Consider the following 23,980-nt stretch of genomic DNA (forward strand, 5'->3'; position numbering starts at 1 on the left):
ATGATAATTTTTATCCTCAAGCGTGCGTACTATAGTCAATTCCAAATAAAACAGATACGTTATATTCCAACGCAGTACTGATATAAATTTTTCTAGCGTGCTGTGACTACGCTGACAGAGGCTGCGTAAAATTCATCCCAGTCCTACTGTATCGTTTTAATACTGAATTCACTATTACATCAAGCACGCGCACCAAATATCGCCGTGCCAACACGCACCATGGTCGTACCACTAGCAATCGCATCAGTCATATCATCACTCATACCCATACTCAGCGTATCCCATTGACTCAGCTCAGGATGGGTACGCTTAATGTCGTCAAATAGTTGTTTGGTGCGCTTAAAAGCATTTGTGTTTGCCTTAGCAGGAATAATCATCAACCCGCGCAATTGCAAATGTTCATAATTTTTAATTGCTGTTAACAATTCTGGAAGCTGCTCTGGTAAACATCCCGACTTACTGTCTTCATTATCAATATTAATTTGGATCAAGACGTTTAAAGGTGGCAGCTCAGCAGGACGTTGGTCGTTAAGACGCTTGGCAATAATGTCACGCTCAAGCGTTTGTACCCAATCAAAATACTCAGCAATATCACGGGTTTTATTACGTTGAATGCTTCCAATATAGTGCCAGACAATATGCTTACATCCTACTTGCTCACGTAGCAACTCTATTTTTTCAATCGCTTCTTGTAGATAGTTTTCACCAAAATCATGCTGACCTTGACGTGCCAATGTTGCCACCATCTCAGCAGATTTGGTTTTGGACACCGCAAGCAAAGTTACACTGCTCGGCGCTCGCAACGTTTGTTCGCATGCCTGTACCACTTGCGTCTTTACCTGCTGCCAGTTCTCAGTTAGATGTTGAACTTCTGCTTCATCATTATTGCTAAGATTGATTGCGACATTTTTAATTAATTGCTGAGAAGACATATTCATAAAAACTCTTGTTGATATAGTGAGTTCGAAATAAAAGACAGCTGATTGTATCGATGCTTTATCACTATGCGAAAAATCAGTCAGTCTATTTTTGCATTTTATGCAGTTAGTAGATGGTTAAATCAGTACAGTCTTGTTATGATATTGTTACATGGTTTAACATATGCTACTAAAAGCTCTAGCAATAGTAACAATTATAGTGACGCCTAACCTATTTTAATGAGGTTGGCTCAAACAATGTCATAGAACCTTGTTTATCGCCTGCTTTCTATGTTGATTTTGGCACACTTTATTTATTGATAGGAATATCCGATTATGGCTGAACAAAATTTAAGCATTGAAGATCTGCTGCGTTTTACCGTCAAGCATAAGGCTTCAGATTTACATATTTCAGCCGGTATGCCTGCGATGATTCGAGTCGATGGCGAGATGACGCGAATTAATATGCCAGAGATGAGCCACAAGGTGGTACATCAGCTCATTTATGACATCATGAATGATAGACAACGAGCCGACTTTGAAGAGTTTTTTGAAACCGATTTTTCTTTTGAGATTCCAAATCTAGCCCGTTTTCGGGTAAACGCATTTAATCAAAATCGCGGTGCAGGCGCCGTCTTTCGTACGATTCCCTCCAAAGTTCTAACGATGGAAGATCTAGGTATGGGCGAAGTGTTTAAGCGTGTTTCAGACTTTAAACGTGGCGTGGTGTTGGTCACTGGTCCAACCGGCTCAGGTAAGTCGACCACGCTAGCTGCCATGATTGATTATATCAATGAAACCCGTAAAGAGCATATTTTGACTATCGAAGACCCGATTGAATTTGTTCATGAGTCCAAAAAGAGTTTGATTAACCAGCGTGAAGTCCATCGCGATACCTTGGGGTTCGAGCCAGCATTGCGCTCAGCGTTACGTGAAGATCCGGACGTTATTCTGGTTGGTGAGCTACGAGATCTTGAGACCATACGTTTAGCGCTCACTGCCGCTGAAACCGGTCACTTAGTTTTCGGCACTTTGCACACCAGTTCCGCTGCCAAAACCATTGACCGTGTTATTGACGTCTTCCCTGCTGCTGAAAAAGACATGATTCGAGCGATGCTATCAGAGTCACTACAAGCCGTTATCTCGCAAACATTGTTACGTCGTCAAACAGGCGGGCGAATTGCCGCCCATGAGATTATGTTAGGTACGCCCGCTATTCGTAACTTAATACGAGAAAATAAAATCGCTCAAATGTACTCTTCTATCCAAACCGGTGCTGGTGATGGCATGATTACTCTTGATCAAACTCTTAAAAATCTTGTAGCGAGAGGCACAGTTAGTAAAGACGTTGCACGACCTTACGCTAAACAGCCTGAAGCATTTTTATAATGTAAATGATATCAGTAATTCTTTCTAAACGAATATAGTACTAATTGCAGATTTCTGAGCAATCATCCTTTAAATTCACTGTCATTTTTCGCAAAAAAGTTTATTGAAGCAGGTTTCACTCTATTTATGGCACATTTTCTTGCACATATAGGTACGTTATGGACATTGATAAACTTTTACAATTGATGATTAACAAAAACGGCTCTGACCTTTTTATCACTGCTGATGTCGCCCCTTCCATGAAAATCAATGGCAAAATACTGCCGGTTGGTAAAACACCTTTGACGGCTGAACAAACTATGAGGCTGGTCAAAGGCGTCATGACAGTCAATCAGCAAAAAGAGTTTGATGAGACCAACGAGTGCCAGTTTGCGATTACTGATCAGGCGCAACAAGCACGTTTTAGGGTCAGTGCCTTTATACAACGTGATATGGCAGGGATGATTTTACGGAAAATCGAAAATAATATCCCTACTGTCGAGGAGCTACGCCTGCCACCCTCTCTAAAAGAGCTGGCAATGAAAAAGCGTGGTATAATTTTATTAGTAGGTGCAACCGGTACGGGTAAATCAACCACCCTTGCAGCAATGATAGGACACCGCAATCAAAACTCGCATGGTCATATTATTACCATAGAAGATCCTATCGAGTTTGTCCATAAGCATCGTGGCTGTATTATTACCCAGCGCGAAGTCGGTATCGATACCCACTCTTTTGAAGCCGGTCTAAAAAACACCTTGCGCCAAGCGCCAGATGTGATTTTGATTGGTGAGATTCGCAATCGTGAAGTCATGAGTTACGCGATTCAATATGCTGAAACGGGGCATTTGGTATTTGCAACGTTGCACGCCAATAATGCCAACCAAGCAATCGACCGTATTATTCACTTTTTTGAGACCAGTCGCCATAATCAACTGTTTATGGATTTATCACTTAACTTACAAGCCATTATCGCCCAGCAATTGATTCCAACGCCTGACGGTAAGGGACGCCGCGCTGCTATTGAAATTTTATTAAACTCACAGCTGATTAGCGATTATATTCGTAAAGGTGAGGTGCACGAAATCAAAGATGTCATGACACGCTCACGTGATAGCGGTATGCAGACATTTGACCAAGCACTGTTTGATCTATATGAAAACGGTGAGATTACTTATAAAGAAGCGATTCTTCATGCAGACTCGCCTAATGATCTGCGCTTAAAAATCAAACTCAGCAGCAAAAATGGCGTGGCAAACTTAGATGAAGGCGCGGATAGTTTATCGTTAGACATTACTTAATAATGTATTTTTAACCATAGTTATTATTTTTTATGCCTAAGAAACCGTTATAAAAAAGCCCTCATCATATATAAGGGCTTTTTTAATTTTATCTCATCGATACTTTGATGCTTACTTGACGCTGTCCTTACAGGCTTGGTCATCACAGATACCATATAGTACCAATGAGTGGCCTGATAACTTAAAGCCATGCTCTGCTGCTACTTTAAGCTGTTCTTCTTCAATCACTTCATTATGAAATTCGACAATCTTACCGCAATTATCACAAACCAGATGGTCGTGATGCTCTTCTTGAGTAATCTCAAACACGGATAAATTGTTTTCAAAGTTGTGACGCTCGACAATACCTGCCTGCTCAAACTGAGTCAGCACGCGATAAACGGTCGCTAAACCCACATCTTCGCCTTGCTCAATTAGCGCCTTGTAAACCTCTTCTGCGCTCATATGATGCAGCTTTGCGCTCTCAAGCAGCTCTAGAATTTTGATACGCGGTAACGTTACTTTTAGACCCGCTCTACGTAAGTCTTGATTGGTAAAAGAAGCCATAATATCCCTTCTGACTATGAAAGTCTTAGCAAATAAGTTCAAAAAACATAAGGTAAATAATCATTAGTAGTGATGAATGGTTAATTGTAAAAAATCATCCTCATACAAAATCAGTCACTATCAAATATATTTCCAGTACATTTTTACTAAAAAATATGATTATAAGTATATGAATTTAAAATATTAATAATAAATGATGCCAGCGCACATTTGGTAAATAATGTCGTAAGTGGTAGGCAATTGCAAGTAAATGACGTATCATTTATCCAAGATTGTCGGTAAGACCAGCATCTACTGTGCTTAGCCGTACCTAACCCATTTTTTATGAGTCATCTTACCATGATAAAGACCCTAAACTTACGTCCGTTTCATTCTTCAAGCGCATTACGCAAGATTGTCATTACCAGCATATTGGGCGCCGCTGTTACCATGTCTGGCTGCTCGCTACTGAGTGTTTATAAGATTGATTTGCCACAAGGGACGCCTATTACTCAAACCCAAGCACAAAAATTACAAGTGGGTATGAATCAAAATCAGGTACTTTATCTTCTTGGTAGCCCAGCCATTAGAGATACCCTAGAGCCGAACCGTTGGGACTATATTTATGACTATCAAGCAGGGACTGAAGGTCAACGTAAAGGTATCGCCGACGTTAAAAACGCCAGTCAGCATCTAAAAGTTTATTTTAATAATAATGGCATAGTGACTCGCATTCAGGGTTTAGAGTCTCTACCTAAATAATCGCTTCGATGGCGAGCTTTAATTCTCAAACTCGAGATTTACTTTTGCGCTGAGACATAGGATCAGCGCTCAAGCTTCTATATACCTCTATCCGATCAAAAGGCTGCAATTGATAGTTAAGTGGCTGTTTTTGCGCATAGATGCCAACGTGCCAACGTTTGGCTGTCGGCACTGCCACATCAATCACCTCATCGCACCATTTTGCTAGTCCTTCAAACTGTATCAACCAACCAGCTTGCTTCAATGCTGCATATAAGGTTGTGCCATCAGCTACTGACAAGGTTAGATAATGCTGACTCTGTACATCTTCAGCATAGGCTAAATATACCGTTATCATAATAGCTTGTGGAATAGTGCCTTGCTGAACATTGTCTTGTTGAGCACTATCCAGTTTATTAACTTGAACTTCATCAGCTGTTAGCTTAACCACTGCATCACCCAACCTATCAAGGCTAATAAGAGTGCTACTGGCACAATCAAACGTATCGCCACACGCCATAAATTATAAAAAGCTTCATTGCCAAAGTTTAAAGACTTACGCAAGTGACTGATTTTCATCTGCCATCCTGCAAAAACTGACAATAACAATACGGCTATCGTACTGATAATAACCAGTATACCTACCAGCCAAATAGTCGGTATGGCAACGACCAACACTATCGCTATGACAGCCGTTATGACCAAACTGACTAGCAGTCCAAACTTATGCGCGAGCTGCTGCGTACTATAATGTAGCAAGTAACTAGCGACAAAAACCACCCCTGCCCAATACAGTAGCTGTCCGATTGGTGGTAGCGTCATACCACTGATAAATAAAGCCACCATCCCCACCAATAATTGTAATATCCAAATCGGTAGCACCAGCTTGGTTGCTCGATATTCGCTTGACCCCTGAGCACGAGAGGGATTTTGAGCATAGTGATTATCTACGCCCACTGCTGTTACCGCTTGCTTAGTGATACGGTTTTGACCAAACCAATATAAGCCTGTACCTGCGCCAACACTGACAAGTGCTAGTGCAACTGCTCGTGCCCATTCTCCTAAGCTGATATTGGTCATCGCAAAGGTAATATTTGGCAAACCGTTTGCTACCCCAAATATCAATCCAATAAGCATTAATCCCAAACCAATCGGTAAGGGTGTCACACCCAACAAGCTTAACAATGCGGCAATGACCATCAAGCCTGCGGCAACCGCAAAGCTTGGCACTTCAGGTGTGCTATTTAAGTCTGTAAGTGCAGTCAACATACCCGTGCTAGCACCTGATATCACAAGCGCTGCAATGATTATGGCTACGAGGGCAGCAAGCCAACCAAAGCCACGCCACAAGGCGCTGGCATCTGCCTCTCGAGTGAGCTTTTGCATACCCGCCAAAGGTGCCTCAGCACTACGATAAGCCAATGCTATCTCAGCATAAATGACCGGTAGCGAGACCAGCACCATAGCCAATAGCCACAACAGCCAAAAATCAATCTCTCCTATTGACGCCGGTGCAAACCAGCGAAAAAGCAATAATGGTAGCAGCGCTGCAATAAAATAAGAAGCATAGCGAATCATCATAATTTACATCCAAGCGATTCAAGGTGAGTAACATTGAGTAATATTAGTTAAGCATAAGTAGCTTTTAATCGTCAAATTGATATATAGGCAATTTATTTTTATAAAGTAAAGTACTACTAATATGCCATTATATAAGGACTGACAGTTATAAAAAAACCCCGAAATCGGGGTTTAATAACTCAGTTAAAACCAATGTAGAAGGCGCTTTTCTTAAGAATAGCAATGAAGAACACCGACTTTATCTGATATTAGTGAATAGCACTCACATAATCTGACAAGATACGGATATCACGATCTGACAGTTTAGAAGCAACGGTCTGCATCATGCCCATCTCGCCTTCTTTTGCAGCATCATTGACACGCTTTTGCTCGTCGCTATCGATATCATCTACACGACCAGCGGCACGGAAAAGCTTTAACTGGGTGGCAATATATTCAGCATGCTGTCCACCTAAACGTGGAAATGCTGCCCATACGTTACCTGCTGCGTCTGGACCATGACAGCCCGCACAACCGATGACACCGCGTGACTTATCACCACCTAAAAATAACTTGCTCGCTTCTTGCGTAGTTGCAGGATTACCGAACGCCACACCCCAAGGTTTCTGGCTTGAGTAATAACCTGCAACGTTGGCTAAATCTTGCTGCGATAAATTGGCCACTTGCGACTGCATGATACCGTTTTTGCGGTAGCCTGCTTTAAAATTGACCAATTGCTTATATAAATACTTAACGTTTTGACCACCAAGATTTGGCTGGGCAGGCACAGGGCTCACACCATCAACACCATGACAAGCAGCACAGACAGTTTCTGCAATTTGTTTGCCGGCATTAAGATCATATTCAGGAACAGTGATAGCAGCTTGTACGCTGAAACTTGCAACACATAAGCTGGCGGCAGCGATTAACTTTTTCATTGATACAAATCCTACTAACTCGATGTAAGCATTGTTTAGAGTGATTGCATTATGTAGACGCATTATATTCACAAAGCCATTATTTAGTTGCTAAGCCGTATATTCTATCGTCTTTATCACAAGCAGCACGAAAGTACTTACTAATATCAGGGTTTATTTTGGATTATTATAGCAAGACTTTTTACTATTTGCCTACTTAATCGTAGCATTGGGTAGTTTTCCCCCTCACTGACTCAATCTCTGGTTTATAAAGGGCAAAAAGCGCAAAAGGTTCTAGACCCTTGCGCCTTATTTATATGTCTTAGCAAATAAAGATTTAATAGATATTTAGCTAATTATTTGCTCATATACTCAATCAGCTTACGATAGTCATCATTGCTACAATCTTCGCACAACCCACCAGCTGGCATCTGAATCATACCATTTTTGACCGAACTAATAAGTGCAGGCATGCCTTTTTGTTTTATTAGCTGCTGCCATTTGGCACTATCACCTTTTTTAATCGCATTCAAGGCACCGCTGTCGTGACACGCAGCGCAGGACTCATTATAAGTCGTTGCAGTACTAGCCGCCCCTGCACCAGTTATCATGGCTGCACTAATGATAAGCGCGCTAACACTGCTGGCTAAAAAGCGATTGCCTTTGGCAAAAATCATGGTCATCGATAACATAAGACACCTCCATTGGCTCATTCGTCCAGACGTTTGCTTCATTGCTTCTGTGCCTTAACATCTGTGAATAAACCTATTCTGATAGAGATTGTAACAATATATGTCAAATTAATATATATGAATATAGTTTAACTTTGTTAATACGCTTGGATAAGGAATCGAAAAATGAGTTATTAGCCCCATATTAATTACAGTAGAGATGTAATTAATATGGGGCTAATAACCGTTATTTCAATAACTAAGCGCATTAATAGTATAGAATAGTCAGTAATTTAATGCCCTTATTTTATGAAAGATTGATAGTTGGTTATTAGTAGCCAAAGATGCTGTGCTATTAACCGAGCAATTGCAAAATCTTTTACTATTTTATCTAAATTTAAGTATCTAAATTTTAACCGTAATGAGTCATTTATGAGTACCCCGTTCAACGATGTCGCCGCCAAGCATGCGGCTTTTAATACCAAAGCCCGTCAGCGTATTCAGCAAACTGAATTTATGATGTCAGCACCAACCTTTCACCTGTGTCCTGCAGATATAGGCTTAGAGGTGGCATTTGCTGGTCGCTCAAACGCTGGTAAGTCTTCTGCCATTAATGCGCTTACCAACCAGCGCCAATTAGCACGCTCATCTAAAACGCCTGGTCGTACGCAGATGATTAACTTTTTTAATGTTGGTGATGCTGATAGACGATTGGTAGATTTGCCAGGTTATGGCTATGCCGCTGTACCGCTTGAGATGAAAAAAGAATGGCAGGTTGAGCTGGAAGAGTACTTGGTATCGCGCTCAAGCCTTGCAGGTCTGGTTCTGATGAGCGATATCCGTCATCCATTGAAGTTCTTTGATGAGCAAATGCTACGTTGGGCAAAAGATGGTGAGCTGCCCGTTCATATTTTGTTAACGAAAGCAGATAAGCTAAAGTATGGTGCCTCTAAAAATGCGTTGCTTAATACTCGTAAAAGACTGAAAGAACTGGGTCTGAACTGTAGTATTCAGCTATTTTCAGCATTAAGAAAAGAAGGTCTGGATGAATTAGCAGGCGTTATGGGCAACTGGTATGAGTATCAGCTGGATGCAGACAAAATTATCGAGTCCTCTTTTGCATTGCTAGAAGGCGATGAGCTAGAAGACGCAATCGAACAGGATGCGCTTCAAAAAGACAGCTCTCAAGAAGACAGCTCTCAAGAAGACAGCAAATAAATCTCATATCCTTCAATGAAAAAGGGTTTATCGTTATTATCGATAAACCCTTTTTTTTGTTATCATTTTTTACCATTTAAGCAGATTATCATTTACTCCGATTTATATTTAAGCACATAATAATTGTGCCAACGCTTGTGGCGTGTCCACCTGATATGTAGGCTGCTGTGCGGCAAGCTCGTCGCTGCTGGCGGTACCATAATTAACTGCAATACTGGTCATGCCCAGACTGTTTGCCATTTGAATATCATAAATGCTATCACCGATAAATACGGCATCAGAGATTTGCTGTTCGGTATATTGCAAAATATCCGTCAGCATTTGCGGGTCAGGTTTGGAGCCTGCTTCATCCGCACAGCGCGTCATAACAAAATAATGATGGCTATCTGAAGCGTCTAAAACACGATCTAGACCCTTACGTTTTTTACCTGTCGCAACTGCAAGCTGACGATTTTGCCGCTGCAAGGTTTGTAGCATATTTTCTATCGGCGCAAAGAACGGTGTACGCTGGCTGTTAGCAATATAATAATCTGCGTAACTTTTTTGAATTAACAGTTTTTGCTTATCGCTTGAATACGGATATAAAAGCTCAATGCCCTTCATTAAACTTAACCCAATAATATCTTTGACGGCCTTATCAGTTGTCTTGAAGCCATGTGCCTCACCTGCTATATGCATAGCCTCAACAATCAAGCCAATCGAATCCATTAGCGTACCGTCCCAATCAAATATGATTAAGGTCTTATCGGCTAAATGATGCGGGTTGGCTGACTGAGAACTCTGAGCAGGAATCATTGTAGTAGTTTGGCTCATAAATAGACCTTTATGAATAATCATAATAAATGGCAGATAGCAAAACGTCACGGCGACTTATGTTTCATAAGCTATCGTGACGTTTAAATCTGATGCTTAACATAGCATCTAATCAAAGCTTGTTTAAGCATCAGATTATTTAGGCAAATTGGCTTTAATCTCTTCTGGCATCCAGTCGAGCATCTCTTCTGGTAAAGGCGCAGTGATAGTCTCATAACCAGGTATATCTAGACGCCACGCATGTAAGCATAGACGATGCACACCAGATTTATCATGTACATGGTACTTATCATCGCCCAAGATAGCATGACCAATGTGCGCCAAATGTACACGAATTTGATGGGTACGTCCGGTGAGCGGCTTGGCTTCAATCAAGCTAACGGGCTGCTCAGCAATCATAAAACGACCATGAACGACGATATCAGTCTGACTCTCTTTGGTTTGCGGGTCTTGTGTATCTACCTTAACGCGGCGCTCACCGCTTGCCAGTGTATAACGCAACAATGACGCATCGATACGTTGTTCGTTAAGTGCAGGCTGACCTTTTGCAATACATAAATAATGCTTTTGAATGGTTTTGTCGACCAGATGTTGCTGCAATACTTTAAGTGCAGAGCGTTTTTTAGAGATCATTAATAAACCTGAAGTATCTTTATCGATACGATGCACCAGCTCTAAATACTTCTTGCCTGTGACTTCACGCATGGCTTCAATGACACCAAATGCAAGACCACTACCGCCATGAACCGCAATACCGGATGGTTTATTAAGCACGATCAAACCTTCATCCTCATAGACCACACGCGCCAATAAGCTTTTGGCAAATTCGGTACTGATGATAGGTTTTTCACGAGTGGCAAGTACCACTGGCGCAATACGTACCACGTCTTCACGCTGCACTCTGTCATGAGCCTTGCAGCGCTTGTTATTGACGCGAATCTCATCTGAGCGAATCATTTTATAGATATGCGGTTTTGGCAAACCTTTTAAGCGATTAAGCAAAAAGTTATCCAAGCGCTGGTCGTGCTGATGACGCGTGACTTCAAGGTAATTGACCTTGCCGAAGTTGCTAATCTCATCGTCAGCACTTTGTGGGCGCGTTTTACTATTAAAGATAGCTGGCGCTTCGTGGATAGGTTCGTCGTTTGTCATTTTTGAGTTCGTCATTTTTAGTTAGGCAATTACATAAAGATTTGCTATAGTTTAACATGTTGAGCGCCAATTAAGCAGAGGTTGAGACAATAATTCATTGCTAATTGATTGTTGTTTTAGGTGGAAAATATCGATTTTATGACTGGCTAATCACTTGTCAATACAATCGGCTGACTCATACATCCTATGCAAGCTCGGCGCTTCATCTGATTTTAAGGGTGTTATAGCAACAGATATACTTTATAATACCTAATAAATTGAAAGAACATGACTGATATTTATCAGTAAAAAAAAATTTTAGTAAAAACTATTTATTCTTATGAAGCATTTCTTACAGAATATTATGACAATAGATAGTATCGACTTGATAAATATGGCATTAGCCTTTTATTAAGCGATAACTAACCATATACCCTTTACTCACTACCCGCATGATAACGACTTGATTTGATGATTTATTATCTAACAGTCCTTTAGCCGCGTGCAGTTGAGCAAGTATGGGTCGTTGAGAGTGCAATCGAGTATTACCCTGTAAACCTCGATAACTGCCTGAGTATTGGTGGTCAAACAGAGGACGATAAGTAGAATAGACATGAGACACCGTGCCGATAAGCCGGTCATTTATTCTGTTTGCCAAGTACGCCCCGCTGATGACTAACGCAGCAAGAACTCGCTTTGAGACGCCCAAGATATTATTAACGTTATATCCAAAAGAACGATAAATAAAGAATGACCAATTGCTTGACCTAGATGGATAACTGCTGAATCGTACTGTTTTATATAGTCGACAGCAATATTATTGCTAGACTTTGATTGATTGTGCCAGCACGATGCTTTTTTGGTATCAGTAATACCTTTATATATCAGTAACCATGCGCCGCTATGACAAAATGACAAAGCGTGCTGATCACCAATATGGTTCAAAATACTGATAATAAACGATCACTACCCTGCTTATACATTAATCGTTACCACTAGCCTGATTATATTAAGATATAGATATGTAATAGCCTTACACCCTATGCTCTCTACATCGACGTTATGCCACTGGTTGAAAGTAAAGCTTTTGAAGAGTGTTTTCGCGCTTTATTTACGTTCTCTCGTTAATTTATATCTGCTCATGCTAATTTTGTTATTAGCAAATACTTGCCACTTAGCCCTAAAGCCTGTCCTGTCGTTGTTATGCGTACTCATAGGAAACTATTATGAAACGCATTTTAATCAACGCCACCCAAAACGAAGAAATTCGTGTTGCTCTCTGTAAAGGCAATCATCTGTACGATTTCGATCTTGAAAACCGTACCCGCGAACAAAAAAAATCCAACATCTATAAAGGTCATGTGACTCGTGTCGAGCCATCACTTGAAGCGGTATTTGTCGAATATGGCTCACAGCGTCAAGGCTTCTTGCCGATTCGTGAAATCTCTGCCGAATACTTAAGCGGCAATCCACGTGATGAAAACATCAAAAAACTGATCAAAGAAGGCGACGAGTTAATCGTTCAGGTCGAAAAAGAAGAGCGCGGCAATAAAGGCGCTGCCCTCTCAACTTATGTGTCATTGGCTGGTCGTTATCTGGTATTAATGCCAAACAATCCTCGCGGCGGTGGCATCTCGCGTCAAATCTCAGGCAAATTGCGTGAAGATATGAAACGTATGCTTGGCAGTTTAGATCTGCCAAAAGGAATGAGTGTCATCATACGTACTGCTGGTATTGGTAAAACCCAAGAAGACTTGCAGCACGATTTAAATCATTTGCTCAATATCTGGCAAGCCATTCAAGAACAAAACCAAAAATATCCATCACCGCGCCTAGTGCATCAAGAAGCGGGCGTCGTTACGCGTGCTGTCCGTGACTATCTACGTGATGACATCTCTGAGATTTGGATTGATAACGAAAATGCTTATATTGAAGCGGCGGGATTTATCGATGCTGTGATGCCAAAACAGGCTGAAAAACTACGCAAATATACCGATTATGAGCCGATGTTTTCGCGCTTTAATATTGAAAAACAGATTGAAACCGCCTATCAGCGTGAAGTTCGCCTACCATCAGGTGGCTCAATTGTTATCGATCAGACAGAAGCATTGGTATCTATCGATATCAACTCTGCTAAGTCTACCAAAGGTTCAGACGTTGCTGAAACCGCTTACCATACCAATCTAGAAGCCGCCGATGAGATTGCCCGTCAATTGCGCCTGCGCGATATGGGCGGTTTGATTGTCATCGATTTCATTGATATGAATGACAACAAACATCAAAAAGAAGTTGAAAAACGTCTGATTGATGCTACCAAATATGACCGTGCCCGCGTCCAGTTTGGTGATATTTCCAAGTTTGGTTTGATGGAAATGAGCCGTCAGCGCCTGCGTCCGTCATTAGAAGAATCAACCGGTTATATCTGCCCACGCTGTCATGGTAATGGCATGATTCGTGACCTGCGTTCATTGTCATTATCTATCATGCGTCAGATTGAGCAAATCGCGCTAAAAGAGCGTCAAGGTGAAGTTCAAGCAGAAGTACCGACTGATATCGCAGCATTTTTGTTGAATGAGAAACGCGACAGTTTGGTCTATCTTGAACAAGACAGTGGTACGCGCATCACTATCTTGCCGCATGCGCATTTAGAGTCGCCAAACTTTAAACTTCACTTTAATCGCGATGGCTTTGCCCCGTCAAGCTATGAGCGTATCACCGATACTCAGCTGCAAGAACATAGCGAGCTTGGCTACAACGTTGACTGGCAAACGGCTGAAAAAGAGCGCCCTGAGCAGCAGCCAACTCGACAGCCTCGTCAAGCTGCGGATAAAAATAGCAGCGATCAAGCGCAGGCTCGTCCTAATGCCCAGCAAAGTACGCCTACGCAGCAGCAACAGAATAGCACCAGTCATAGCAATGAACATCGCAGTAATAACAATAGTAGCAATGTGACATCAGCACGTGCGCCACAGGCTCAAGAGACTCCAAGCGTTCAAAACCCTCAGAGCTCTCAAAACATTGTGACCCCATCAGCGCCAGTAGCACCACAACCTACTGCTATTGCCGCTGCACAGCCGCAAGCAGTTGCTTGGTTGTCTAATTTATTTGCGCAAGCACCGCAAGCTCAAACGACATCAAGTGTTAGTAGCCGAGACGCAGCTGAAGCTATTGAAGCATTGGTCAATACCGGAGCACAAAGTCTAGGCTCGTTTGGCCAAGTGGATAATACGGCTTTAGCGAACAATAATAATAGTCAAAATACTGCAACGCCTCAGCCAGCAACTAATCAGCAAAGTAGTAATGAGCAGAATCGTCAACTGACACGTTCTGCTGAGAGTAGTACTGATGATAGCAGCGACGCTGAAGAAAGAAGAAGACGTAAACCACGCAAATCAAGACCATCTAAGCCACGTCAAAGAAAAGAGCAGGCAGATGAAACTGAGAATAGCGCCACTAGCAATACGACTGACAGCAGCGCTAGCACTGATGACAAAGCCAACAATCAAGATAAACGTCAGCAGGATAATAGACGTCATAACGATCGCAATCGCAATAATCGCCAAGACAATAATCGTAATACAAATGAAGACAACGCTAATCCGACCAGTGTTAATGCAACCAGTGTCAGCGACAGCAGTCGTTCTGACAGCTCTGATAATGTAGTAGAAGAGCAAACTCGTACTAAGCGCAAATCGAACAGTCAACGTGGATCACGTGGCAAGCTTGAGCGCGGTGAAACTTTAACGGCAGCTGACTCTAAGCAAAATAATCAGCAAGCCCCTAAAAATGCTAACAGCAACAAAAACCAGTCTAATGCGCGTCGCAACCAAGACCCTAATGAAGTAGTATTACAGGTGAATGAAGCTACTAGTGAGCTCAAATCACCAGAAGTGGTACATTTGTCATTAGATGATAGCAAGTCTGCATCACGCCAAGCGACTCACAAGCAAGCAGTAATTGAAAGTGATACTGATGCTGAAAATGAGCGTTCAGAGAATAATAATGAGCAACGTGCGGATAAGCAAAAGTCCGTCGATAACAAACCAGCTCAAAAAACTTCTAAAACGATTGATACCAGTAGCGTTGCATCTGATAACACACAACAAAGTAGCGTCCAAGCTAAAACTTCTGAAAAAGTCTCTGCACACGTCAATACTACTCAGATCGATCAAGTAGAAAAAAGCGCTAATCCCGACAAAGCGAATCAACCCACTTCGAAAGAAGACGATAAAAGCGGCGATAAAATTAGTAGCCACAAACCTGCTGTAGATGAACGAGCTAATACAAAAATTAGCATGGATAGTGAAGCCGAGAATACTGCATCAACTCAAGAAGTGGTAGCGGTACAAGTAGAAAAGGCAGCGCCAATCGAAACCACTCAGAAGGCTCATGTTGCTGAAAATACTGCCGAAGAAAATGTGGTCGTGGATTCTAACGAAGTTGCTGCCGAGGATAGTAGCAGTCAGGCAGTACTTGAGCTTAGCCGTGATTCTTTATTTTCTGAACGCTACGTTGCGGCAAATAAGTTTGGTCAAGCCAGTAATGACCCACGCGTCGTACGTCTTCAACAGGTGCAAGCATCATTTGCTAAAGCGTCTCACGCAAATGAGCAAGATGTGCAAGTTAGTGAACGCGCGCCTACCATTCGTGGTACGGTTGGTGAATTTATCCGTGCAACCTTAGCAGAGGCAGAAAATCGCTTAGCGACAGACGGTGTCATCAGCTGCTTTAATGCTGCTATCGCTAAGCATCTAGAGCAGACGCTAGTTAAAGACAGCGCTGACAAGCAAGTGGCTATTAAACCAGTTGCTCATAGCGACTTTGACTTTAGTAACTACGGCTATCAGCCTTTAGCAGCGGACTACATTGCACGTTTTGAGTCAATGACAAAAGCCGTCAGTCAGTTTGCAGCGTCCCAAGGTAAAACATCAGTAGAGCCTCGTGCTATCAGTAAACGTGCTAGCAACGATCCACGTGGTCAGCATCCTGATTATAAAGAATCAGCGGTATTGGCGGTTACTGATGTGGCAAATAACGAGCCCGTTCAAACGGGCATCGATATTGATGCGCATGAAGTAGAAGCTGATGCTCTGGCCAATCAAGCTCAAGCAGATGCTGTCAGTGATCAAAGCAAGCAGTTATTAGATGCTGAGCAAACGTTAGCAGAAGTAGATGCAGTGCAAGCTCATATCGAAAGCACTGATATTGAAAGTATCAGAAGTGTCGAAAATGATGTATCTGAAATCAAAATGACCGACGTCGACGCTGCTGAGGTTGCAAACATTACTGTCGAGCAAAGTGAGACTGTACAAGATGCTGAATCAATAGTAGCGCCTTCTCTGAAAGACGACAGTCAAGCAGCCAAGTCAAAAACGACCATAGCCAGTTATAAAAACATGATTGAAAATGTGGCAGAGCAATTACTACCACAAAAAGGCATGTTCAACTTAACAACGCCTAAAGTACCAAAGGCTCGTGCCCGTAAGCCAAAAGCTGACCATAAAAAGCCGACGCAAGCTGAAAAACTAGAGTCAGATGATTCAGATAACTCTAATAGAGAGAGCTAATCGTAAGTTACCCTGTCTAAAAAGCAAAAGCCCCAAAGTTGTCAGCAACTTTGGGGCTTTTTTTATTTTCTATTTGATTGAATATAAGAGCTTATTTAATATTGTCGATTAATAACCAAAACTATTAATGAGCAGCAGATTCATCCTTGTTGCGTATTTTACCAACAACCGTCAAGAGTGCAACGATGATCGCGCCAATAATAAAGCCAATAACACCATTCAATAATGCGGTAGTGAAACTTTCAAAAATACCGGTCAAATGGGCAATATCCTCAACACCATGATATAAGAAATTAATGCCATGCACTAAGATACCACCACCGACTAAGAACATCGCCAAGGTACCAGCGATAGATAGAAATTTCATTAATTTGGGCGCTGCGGCAAATAAAACCTTACCGACCTTTTGGGTAAATGCGCCTTCTTTTTCCATCATATGTAAACCAACATCATCAATCTTGACAATACCAGCAACCAGACCATAAATACCAACGGTAATACTAATCGCTAAAATAGACAGTACCAAACTGCGCTCTAGTAAAGTTGCGCTAGCAGTAGCACCCAATGCAATCACAATGATTTCTGCTGATAAAATAAAATCGGTACGTATTGCTCCTTTGATTTTTTCTTTTTCAAAAGCAACCAAGTCTACTGTTTCATCGGCATTGGCTTTGCGACGAGCTTCTTGCTCTTCATCATGCGGTAAAGCATGTGGCCAAAAGCGGTGAATGACTTTTTCAGCACCTTCATAAACCAAAAACAACCCACCACACATCAATAAAAACGTAATTAACGGCGGGTAAATAGCGCTGATAAGTATGGCCGCTGGCACCAAAATGAGCTTATTAATAAATGAGCCTTTGGCAACCGCCCAAACAACGGGAAGCTCACGGTTTGCTTTGACGCCTGTAACTTGCTCAGCGTTAAGCGCTAAGTCATCACCCAACACCCCTGCTGTTTTTTTGGCGGCGATTTTGGTCATGACCGAAACGTCATCCAAGATCACACTGATATCATCAAGTAAGGTTAATAAACTGGCACCTGCCATAGTCGCTCCTTAAGCTAAATTGCTTCAATAAGTAAATTTTCAAATAACAGATGACTCTGTCGTAAAATATGGTCAGTCATAAAACACAGTTATAAGCAGTAGCCTACCTAGACATAAAATGATATGAAATAGCACAAATGTATTTTATTTATATTTTCTTAACGAATAGCTACAAATTGTGTATTTAATAAGACCGTTATACAGGCTTTCGCGGTTATTTATAAAAATATGCTAATATGAGGCTGATTATTAGTTATCTTTTGTTATCAATAAACTGTAAAAATTTATTACCTCTTATAGATCGATCTAGTCATCATGTTAGATCAAAATTCCAAAAGATCTTCATTACCTTTTGCTATCAAAATCTTGATTAGGCATGACTGCCTAAAGGAAACATCCTATGTTCTTAGCGCCTTTTTCTAAAACCAATCCCAACCGTGATACGTTTTCTCGCAGTCCTCTTACTCGTGTTATGAGTGCTGCCTTGCTGGTTATCGTTGCAGCTGGCTGCTCTAACAATGCAGCAGATGCGACCAACAATACAGATCTTGTCAATAGCAGCAAAGCCAAAACGAGTACTGCTGCGGTTTCTAAGGATAGCGATGCTAAAGTAGTAAAATCTTTGCAAGCCAATTTAAAGGCTTCTGGTATTGAAGAGACTATCCTCTCAGCTGTACCAACCGATATGACTGGTATTTATTGGGTGACAGCTGAAGGATTGCCTTCTTTTTTTACGGATAAGACGGGCAAGCATATTATTCAAGGGCAAATCATCGCGGTTGGTGCAGAAGCGCCTGTAGATATTAGTGCCGCGTTGTTGGCCAGTACTGCCCAAGAAGCGTTAAAAGCAGTCGACAAAAAAGACATGGTTATTTATCCAGCAAAGGGCGCGACTAAAGCTGTGGTTTACGCCTTTACAGATGCAGATTGTGGTTATTGCCGTAAATTGCATGAAGAGATGGATGATATTAATACACGTGGCATCGAGGTACGTTATTTGGCATGGCCACGTAGCCAAGAATCAGTGCCAAAAATGGAAGCTATTTGGTGTAGTCAAGATCGTAAGGCGGCAATGAATCAAGGGAAAGCTGGCGCCGATGTGCAAGCGCCTAGCTGTGCCAATCCTGTACAAGAACAGATGGCATTAGGGGCAAAACTTGGTGTGCGAGGTACGCCTGCTATCTTTACTGAAGCAGGACAGCAAGTAGGCGGCTATCTACCTGCAGCTCAATTGGCAGAAGCAGTTGGCGCTAACTAAAGACGGTTATATGCTTTAAGTATTTGTGATATGTATGACGGTGGCGACATTGTGTAGACGTCACAACTGCTTATCGGTATGATAGGATAAAGCGCTAGGCAAACTTAGCCATATAATTTCTATATAAGCGCTTATTTATGTTAGTGATTCTTGTAGTTTCAAGATCTTTCATAGCAGCGTTTTTTATCCCACTATTTAATCTCTTGAGGATCCTGTGAGCAAATCCATCAAACTAGCGATACTTGGTTTAGGCACCGTCGGAACGGGCGTGGTCAATCTAATCAATGATAATTTAGATGAACTAAAACGTCGTAGCGGACGCGACATTGTGATTACCGAAGTTGGTATTCGTCGTCAGCGTGATGACATTAATCCCAATATTATGCAAAACAGTGATCTGATGGCAACCGCTGCCAGTGACAATGTCGATATTGTTATCGAATTAATTGGCGGTACGACCCTTGCAAAAGACGTTATTATGCACGCCATCAAAAATGGCAAGCATGTGGTGACCGCCAATAAAGCGTTATTGGCTGAGCATGGTAATGAGATTTTTGCTTTTGCTGAGCAGCATAATGTTCATGTCGCCTATGAAGCAGCCGTAGCAGGTGGTATTCCAATTATTAAGGTCATGCGTGAAGGTTTGGCTGCCAATAAAATTGATTGGCTAGCGGGTATCATTAATGGTACGGGCAACTTTATCATGACAGAGATGCGTGATAAAGGTCGCCCTTTTGCCGATGTACTGAACGAGGCGCAAGCACTTGGTTATGCTGAAGCCGACCCTACTTTTGACGTTGAAGGTATCGATGCGGCGCACAAGCTGGCGCTACTTGCCTCTATCGCCTTTGGTATTCCATTGCAGTTTGACAAAGTCTACTGTGAAGGTATTACCGGTACTACTTTGCAGGATGTCAATTACGCTGAAGAGCTTGGCTATCGTATCAAGCACTTGGGCTTTGCAGTTCGCCGTGCAGGAAATGGCAGTGGGGACGACAGCGCTGGTATTGAGCTGCGTGTACACCCAACACTGATTCCACAGAACGCCCTGCTTGCTAATGTTAATGGCGTAAAGAATGCCGTACTGGTGAACTCTCACCCTCTCGGTCAGACGTTATATTGCGGTGACGGCGCGGGTGCAGGCGCAACGGCTTCTGCAGTGATGGCAGATGTGATGGATTTAGTGCGTGTATTAGGATGTAAAGATGCTGACCAACAAAACAGCAATGGTCATCATGTACCGCACTTAGCTTTTATCCCTGAAAAATTGTCAGATACGCCAATATTGCGTGCTGAGCAAATGATCACCGGATATTACCTACGTGTCCATGCGTACGATAGCCCTGGTGTGTTGGCAGATATTACCCGTATCTTGAGTGATGCCGGTATCAATATCGATGCTATTTTACAAAAACCGGCGCATAAACTTGGGCAAGTGCCAGTGATTATTTTAACGCTGCCAGTGGTTGAGAGTCAGATGAATCTTGCCATCGAAAAAATCGAGAAGTTAGACACCATTACTGATAAAGTAGTACGCATACGCTTAGATGAGCTGGCGTAAAAATATGCTTTAATCAATCAAATATGTTGGATTAAAATACTCAAAAAAGGAAATAACAATGTCACATGATGCAATTGTAATCTTAAACGGCGCTCGCACCCCAATGGGCGGCTTCCAAGGCGCATTGACAGACATAAGCGCCACAGATTTGGGCGCAGCGGCTATCAAAGCAGCTGTTGAGCGTTCAGGCGTTAATGTTGATAATATTGATGAAGTTATTATGGGCTGTATCTTAACCGCAGGTTTGGGTCAAGGTCCTGCGCGTCAGGCGATGCGCAAAGCTGGCTTGTCTGATGCAACGGGTGCGGTTACCATCAATAAGCTGTGCGGCTCAGGTCTAAAAGCAGTTATGCAAGCGCATGACGGTATCAAAGCCGGAAGCTTTAAGGTTGCTATTGCTGGCGGTATGGAGTCGATGACCAATGCGCCTTATATCATGCCAGGTTCGCGTGGTGGCTATCGCATGGGACATAAAGAAGTCAAAGATCATATGTTCTTAGACGGTCTAGAAGATGCCGATACGGGCAAGCTAATGGGTCAATTTGCACAAGAAATGGCGGATGAAAAAGGCTATACGCGCGAACAAATGGATAATTTTGCTATTGAGTCGCTAAATCGTGCACTTACAGCGATCAAAGACAATCATTTCAAAGATGAGATTGAACCAGTTACGTTCAAAACTCGTAAAGGCGAACAAACGGTTGATACCGATGAGCAGCCTGCCCTTGCTAATGCTGAGCGCATCCCTACTTTGCGTCCTGCCTTTGCAAAAGACGGTACCATCACCGCAGCAAACGCCAGCTCTATTTCAGACGGTGCTGCAGCTGTTGTATTGATGAAAGAGTCACAAGCCAAAGAAGAAGGTCTAGAGTATCAAGCGCGTATCATTGCGACTGCCTCTAATTCTCGTCATCCAAGCGAGTTCACTATTGCCCCTGTTGGCGCAATTGAAAAAGTATTGGCGAGTGCTGGCTGGTCAGTCGCTGATGTCGATTTATGGGAAATCAATGAAGCATTTGCCATGGTTACGATGGCAGCAATGGATGAGCTAAACATCGAACATGCTAAAGTAAACATAGAAGGCGGTGCTTGTGCCCTTGGTCATCCAGTGGGCTGTTCAGGCGCTCGTATCCTAGTGACGCTTATTAACTCTCTAAAGCGTACTGGTGGCAAAAAAGGCGTTGCTACACTATGTATCGGTGGCGGCGAAGCAGTAGCAGTAGCAATCGAATTGGCTTAAACTATTTTAAAATGATCGGTATGCTGTAAATATTTAGCTTATTATTAGAATCTAAAACCGCATTGCTTTGAGCAATGCGGTTTTTTTATATCAAAATATTAACACCCGTCTGCTTAAACGTATTAGCGTAGGAAAGCCTTAACTTAAAGGTTATATAGTGATTATGCTCTTTACAGCCTATTACACACCCTTACGTCAAGCGCACACTTTGCTACCTTGCTTATATATCTCGTGCCAAATCGTCCTGTTACGATAACAACAAGTCGAGATAGCGACTGGCTATAATAAATACTATTGATTGAACCGTTTATCTAATAACAGTTCATATAAGAATATCAATAAACCATTTTATAAAAAGAAATTTATTCATACAAAAGGAAGATAATAATGAGCCAACTTATTCGTTTAAGAGATATCCAAGCAACTCACCGTGATCTGATCGGCGATGATTATTATGACCCAACTGGCAAGACTGCTTTTGGTGTTAATGAAGAAAAAATCGGTAAAATCGAAGGCGCATTGGTAGAAGATACGACTGGTCGCATTCGTTACTTAATCGTCGATGCAGGTGGCTGGTTTAGCTCAAAAGAAGTATTGGTACCAGCAGGTTTAGCACGTATCGTTGGTGATGACGTATTCTTTGATAGCTTAACCAAATCGCAGGTCGAAGCGATGGAAGTCTATGACCATGATTATCAATATAGCTATAAAGAACAGTATGAAAGAGACCGTCAGGCATTTGTCGCTGACAGTATCCCAGAAGCTGAGCGTATGGAAATTGCCGATCATAATTACGATGCACCAAATACGTTAGAGCTATTAGAAGAACGTCTGACTGTTAATAAAGATCGTATTGTGGCAGGTTTGGTAAAAGTCGGTAAACATGTCGTGACTGAAGAGCGTAACGTCAATGTTGACTTGGAAGAAGAGCATGCCAATATTGAACGCACCAACGTTAATCGCCCAACTGAACGCCGTATCGGTGATATCGATGGCAATAATACGATCGAAGTTGAGCTAGAAGCTGAGCGTGCTCATGTCAATAAAGAGACCTATGTCACAGAAGAAGTGAATGTTGGTAAAACGACAGAGCGTCATACTGAGACTATCGTAGATACTATTCAACGTGAAGAGCTAGATGTCGATAATAATGGTAACGTGATTGATCGTGATGGCAATTTGTTTACCCGTGATGATATCACTGCTGAAGATGTACGCCGCGCTCGTGGTATGTAATAGGCTAGCCATTCGTATGCCTTTGTAATCTAAATAGTATTTGTGATATTGTTATATACTATTTAAATCAATACTATACGACAGCCATTAGCCACTGAGTGATTTGCTCAGTAGATAAGACCAGAGCTCGTCTCTGGTCTTTTTTTATATACAATAATAAGGACAACAACCATGAATGCTAATAATGAAAATAACTATCCTAATACCAACTATCCTGATTTTACCAATAATATCGCTAGTGGCACGCAAGATGATTTAACCTCATCTGACTTGTTATCATCTGATCATAGTCAGAAGCAAACAATAATAAGCAATCAACAAGAAAGTATTTCAGAAAATCTACCTGATACTAATAACAATAACGGTGGTTATCTAGAATTATTAGAAGAGCGCCCAGTAGTCAATAAAGAGCGCTTGGATGTTGGTAAAGTAACTGTCACCAAGCATTTTCGCACCAAAACTATTCAAGTACCTATTGAGCTGGTAGAAGAATATATCACGGTACGTACCGATTATCAGGATGCCGAAAGTCAGGATCTATTGTCAGGGAACTATGATGATAAAGACATATTGCGTCATGTGGAGCCTTCATTAGACAGTAAAGCCGTCGTTACTATCAATGGCACACAAGTTGAGATTGGCGATGCGCCTATTGAAATTGTCTTATCGCGTCAAATCGCAACCATTACTAAGGACACTTATGTTATCCAAGAAATAGCCATTGAAAAAACCACACATACGCATACTGACAGCATTGAAGTCGAACTCAAACATGAGGAACTCGATGTTACTGAAGAAGGGTTTTTGGCACATGAACAAAATACGGCTCATAAGAGATAAGCTGTCGAATTTCGAATTTTGTGGAAAGCAAAAGTAGAAAAGCAACGCGAACGTTGCTTTTTTTATAT

At 41.9% G+C, this 23,980-nt stretch carries 19 protein-coding genes; 10 read left to right on the forward strand and 9 right to left on the reverse strand.

The annotated features are described in order from the left end of the window. Positions 1–179 precede the first annotated feature (179 nt). A complete protein-coding gene (locus tag VLA57_RS06155; RefSeq protein ID WP_333954599.1) occupies positions 180–938 on the reverse strand; it encodes a YggS family pyridoxal phosphate-dependent enzyme in 759 nt (252 codons plus the stop codon). A 315-nt stretch (positions 939–1,253) separates the two neighbouring features. Here VLA57_RS06155 and VLA57_RS06160 point away from each other — a divergent pair, with 315 nt between their 5' ends. Together VLA57_RS06160 and VLA57_RS06165 are read left to right on the forward strand one after the other, a co-directional pair. Continuing rightward, the gene (locus VLA57_RS06160) at positions 1,254–2,306 is read left to right on the forward strand and encodes a type IV pilus twitching motility protein PilT (RefSeq protein WP_149492504.1); all 1,053 of its coding nucleotides are present in this window, start codon (positions 1,254–1,256) and stop codon (positions 2,304–2,306) included. A gap of 158 nt (positions 2,307–2,464) precedes the next feature. Continuing rightward, entirely contained in the window at positions 2,465–3,586 is a 1,122-nt protein-coding gene (locus VLA57_RS06165) for a PilT/PilU family type 4a pilus ATPase (RefSeq protein WP_133103813.1), read from the forward strand. Positions 3,587–3,697: 111 nt separating this feature from the next. Here the strand turns inward: VLA57_RS06165 and fur are convergent, their stop codons facing one another. Then, positions 3,698–4,132 (reverse strand): ferric iron uptake transcriptional regulator, encoded by a 435-nt coding sequence (gene fur / locus VLA57_RS06170; RefSeq protein ID WP_011512663.1) that lies wholly within the window; start codon positions 4,130–4,132, stop codon positions 3,698–3,700. Between the two features lie 324 nt (positions 4,133–4,456). On the opposite strand from fur, the gene VLA57_RS06175 reads away from it, so the two are divergent. Then, complete coding sequence (locus tag VLA57_RS06175; protein WP_333954600.1) at positions 4,457–4,873, forward strand: outer membrane protein assembly factor BamE; 417 nt, start codon at positions 4,457–4,459, stop codon at positions 4,871–4,873. Between the two features lie 25 nt (positions 4,874–4,898). On the opposite strand, the gene VLA57_RS06180 is transcribed toward VLA57_RS06175, so the two are convergent. From VLA57_RS06180 to VLA57_RS06195, 4 genes are all read right to left on the reverse strand, one after another. Beyond that, on the reverse strand, positions 4,899–5,303 hold the full coding sequence (locus VLA57_RS06180; protein ID WP_333954602.1) for an RnfH family protein: 405 nt from the start codon (positions 5,301–5,303) through the stop codon (positions 4,899–4,901). Next, positions 5,291–6,433 (reverse strand): hypothetical protein, encoded by a 1,143-nt coding sequence (locus VLA57_RS06185; RefSeq protein ID WP_333954603.1) that lies wholly within the window; start codon positions 6,431–6,433, stop codon positions 5,291–5,293. The genes VLA57_RS06180 and VLA57_RS06185 overlap by 13 nt, the downstream gene beginning before the upstream one ends. 248 nt (positions 6,434–6,681) lie before the next feature. Then, on the reverse strand, positions 6,682–7,350 hold the full coding sequence (locus tag VLA57_RS06190; protein WP_011512659.1) for a c-type cytochrome: 669 nt from the start codon (positions 7,348–7,350) through the stop codon (positions 6,682–6,684). 335 nt (positions 7,351–7,685) lie between these two features. Then, positions 7,686–8,021: a c-type cytochrome gene (locus VLA57_RS06195; protein ID WP_011512658.1), complete on the reverse strand. Its 336-nt coding sequence runs from the start codon at positions 8,019–8,021 to the stop codon at positions 7,686–7,688. Positions 8,022–8,432: 411 nt separating this feature from the next. On the opposite strand from VLA57_RS06195, the gene yihA reads away from it, so the two are divergent. Then, a complete protein-coding gene (gene yihA, locus VLA57_RS06200; RefSeq protein WP_333954604.1) occupies positions 8,433–9,218 on the forward strand; it encodes a ribosome biogenesis GTP-binding protein YihA/YsxC in 786 nt (261 codons plus the stop codon). A gap of 108 nt (positions 9,219–9,326) precedes the next feature. Here the strand turns inward: yihA and VLA57_RS06205 are convergent, their stop codons facing one another. Both VLA57_RS06205 and VLA57_RS06210 read right to left on the reverse strand, forming a co-directional pair. Next, the gene (locus VLA57_RS06205) at positions 9,327–10,031 is read right to left on the reverse strand and encodes an HAD-IA family hydrolase (protein WP_020442641.1); all 705 of its coding nucleotides are present in this window, start codon (positions 10,029–10,031) and stop codon (positions 9,327–9,329) included. A gap of 135 nt (positions 10,032–10,166) precedes the next feature. Continuing rightward, entirely contained in the window at positions 10,167–11,183 is a 1,017-nt protein-coding gene (locus VLA57_RS06210; RefSeq protein WP_020442640.1) for an RluA family pseudouridine synthase, read from the reverse strand. 1,205 nt (positions 11,184–12,388) lie between these two features. Between VLA57_RS06210 and VLA57_RS06215 the strand changes: the two genes are divergently transcribed. Then, positions 12,389–16,729 (forward strand): Rne/Rng family ribonuclease, encoded by a 4,341-nt coding sequence (locus VLA57_RS06215; RefSeq protein WP_333954605.1) that lies wholly within the window; start codon positions 12,389–12,391, stop codon positions 16,727–16,729. Positions 16,730–16,853: 124 nt separating this feature from the next. Here VLA57_RS06215 and VLA57_RS06220 read toward each other — a convergent pair whose 3' ends face one another. Next, complete coding sequence (locus VLA57_RS06220) at positions 16,854–17,777, reverse strand: DUF808 domain-containing protein (RefSeq protein ID WP_333954606.1); 924 nt, start codon at positions 17,775–17,777, stop codon at positions 16,854–16,856. Between the two features lie 400 nt (positions 17,778–18,177). On the opposite strand from VLA57_RS06220, the gene VLA57_RS06225 reads away from it, so the two are divergent. The 5 genes from VLA57_RS06225 to VLA57_RS06245 all read left to right on the forward strand — a co-directional run bounded on the left by VLA57_RS06225 (position 18,178) and on the right by VLA57_RS06245 (position 23,912). After that, positions 18,178–19,035 carry a DsbC family protein gene (locus VLA57_RS06225; RefSeq protein ID WP_011512652.1) on the forward strand — a complete coding sequence of 286 codons (858 nt, stop codon included), beginning with the start codon at positions 18,178–18,180 and terminating at the stop codon, positions 19,033–19,035. Positions 19,036–19,249: 214 nt separating this feature from the next. Next, complete coding sequence (locus VLA57_RS06230; protein WP_133103823.1) at positions 19,250–20,596, forward strand: homoserine dehydrogenase; 1,347 nt, start codon at positions 19,250–19,252, stop codon at positions 20,594–20,596. A gap of 58 nt (positions 20,597–20,654) precedes the next feature. Beyond that, on the forward strand, positions 20,655–21,836 hold the full coding sequence (locus tag VLA57_RS06235; protein ID WP_333954607.1) for a thiolase family protein: 1,182 nt from the start codon (positions 20,655–20,657) through the stop codon (positions 21,834–21,836). A 387-nt stretch (positions 21,837–22,223) separates the two neighbouring features. Beyond that, a complete protein-coding gene (locus VLA57_RS06240) occupies positions 22,224–23,072 on the forward strand; it encodes a DUF2382 domain-containing protein (protein WP_020442634.1) in 849 nt (282 codons plus the stop codon). A gap of 171 nt (positions 23,073–23,243) precedes the next feature. Then, a complete protein-coding gene (locus VLA57_RS06245) occupies positions 23,244–23,912 on the forward strand; it encodes a YsnF/AvaK domain-containing protein (protein ID WP_333954608.1) in 669 nt (222 codons plus the stop codon). Positions 23,913–23,980: the final 68 nt, after the last annotated feature.

The sequence above is a fragment of the Psychrobacter sp. S4(2024) genome, assembly GCF_036861305.1.
Taxonomy (GTDB): Bacteria; Pseudomonadota; Gammaproteobacteria; order Pseudomonadales; family Moraxellaceae; genus Psychrobacter; species Psychrobacter cryohalolentis.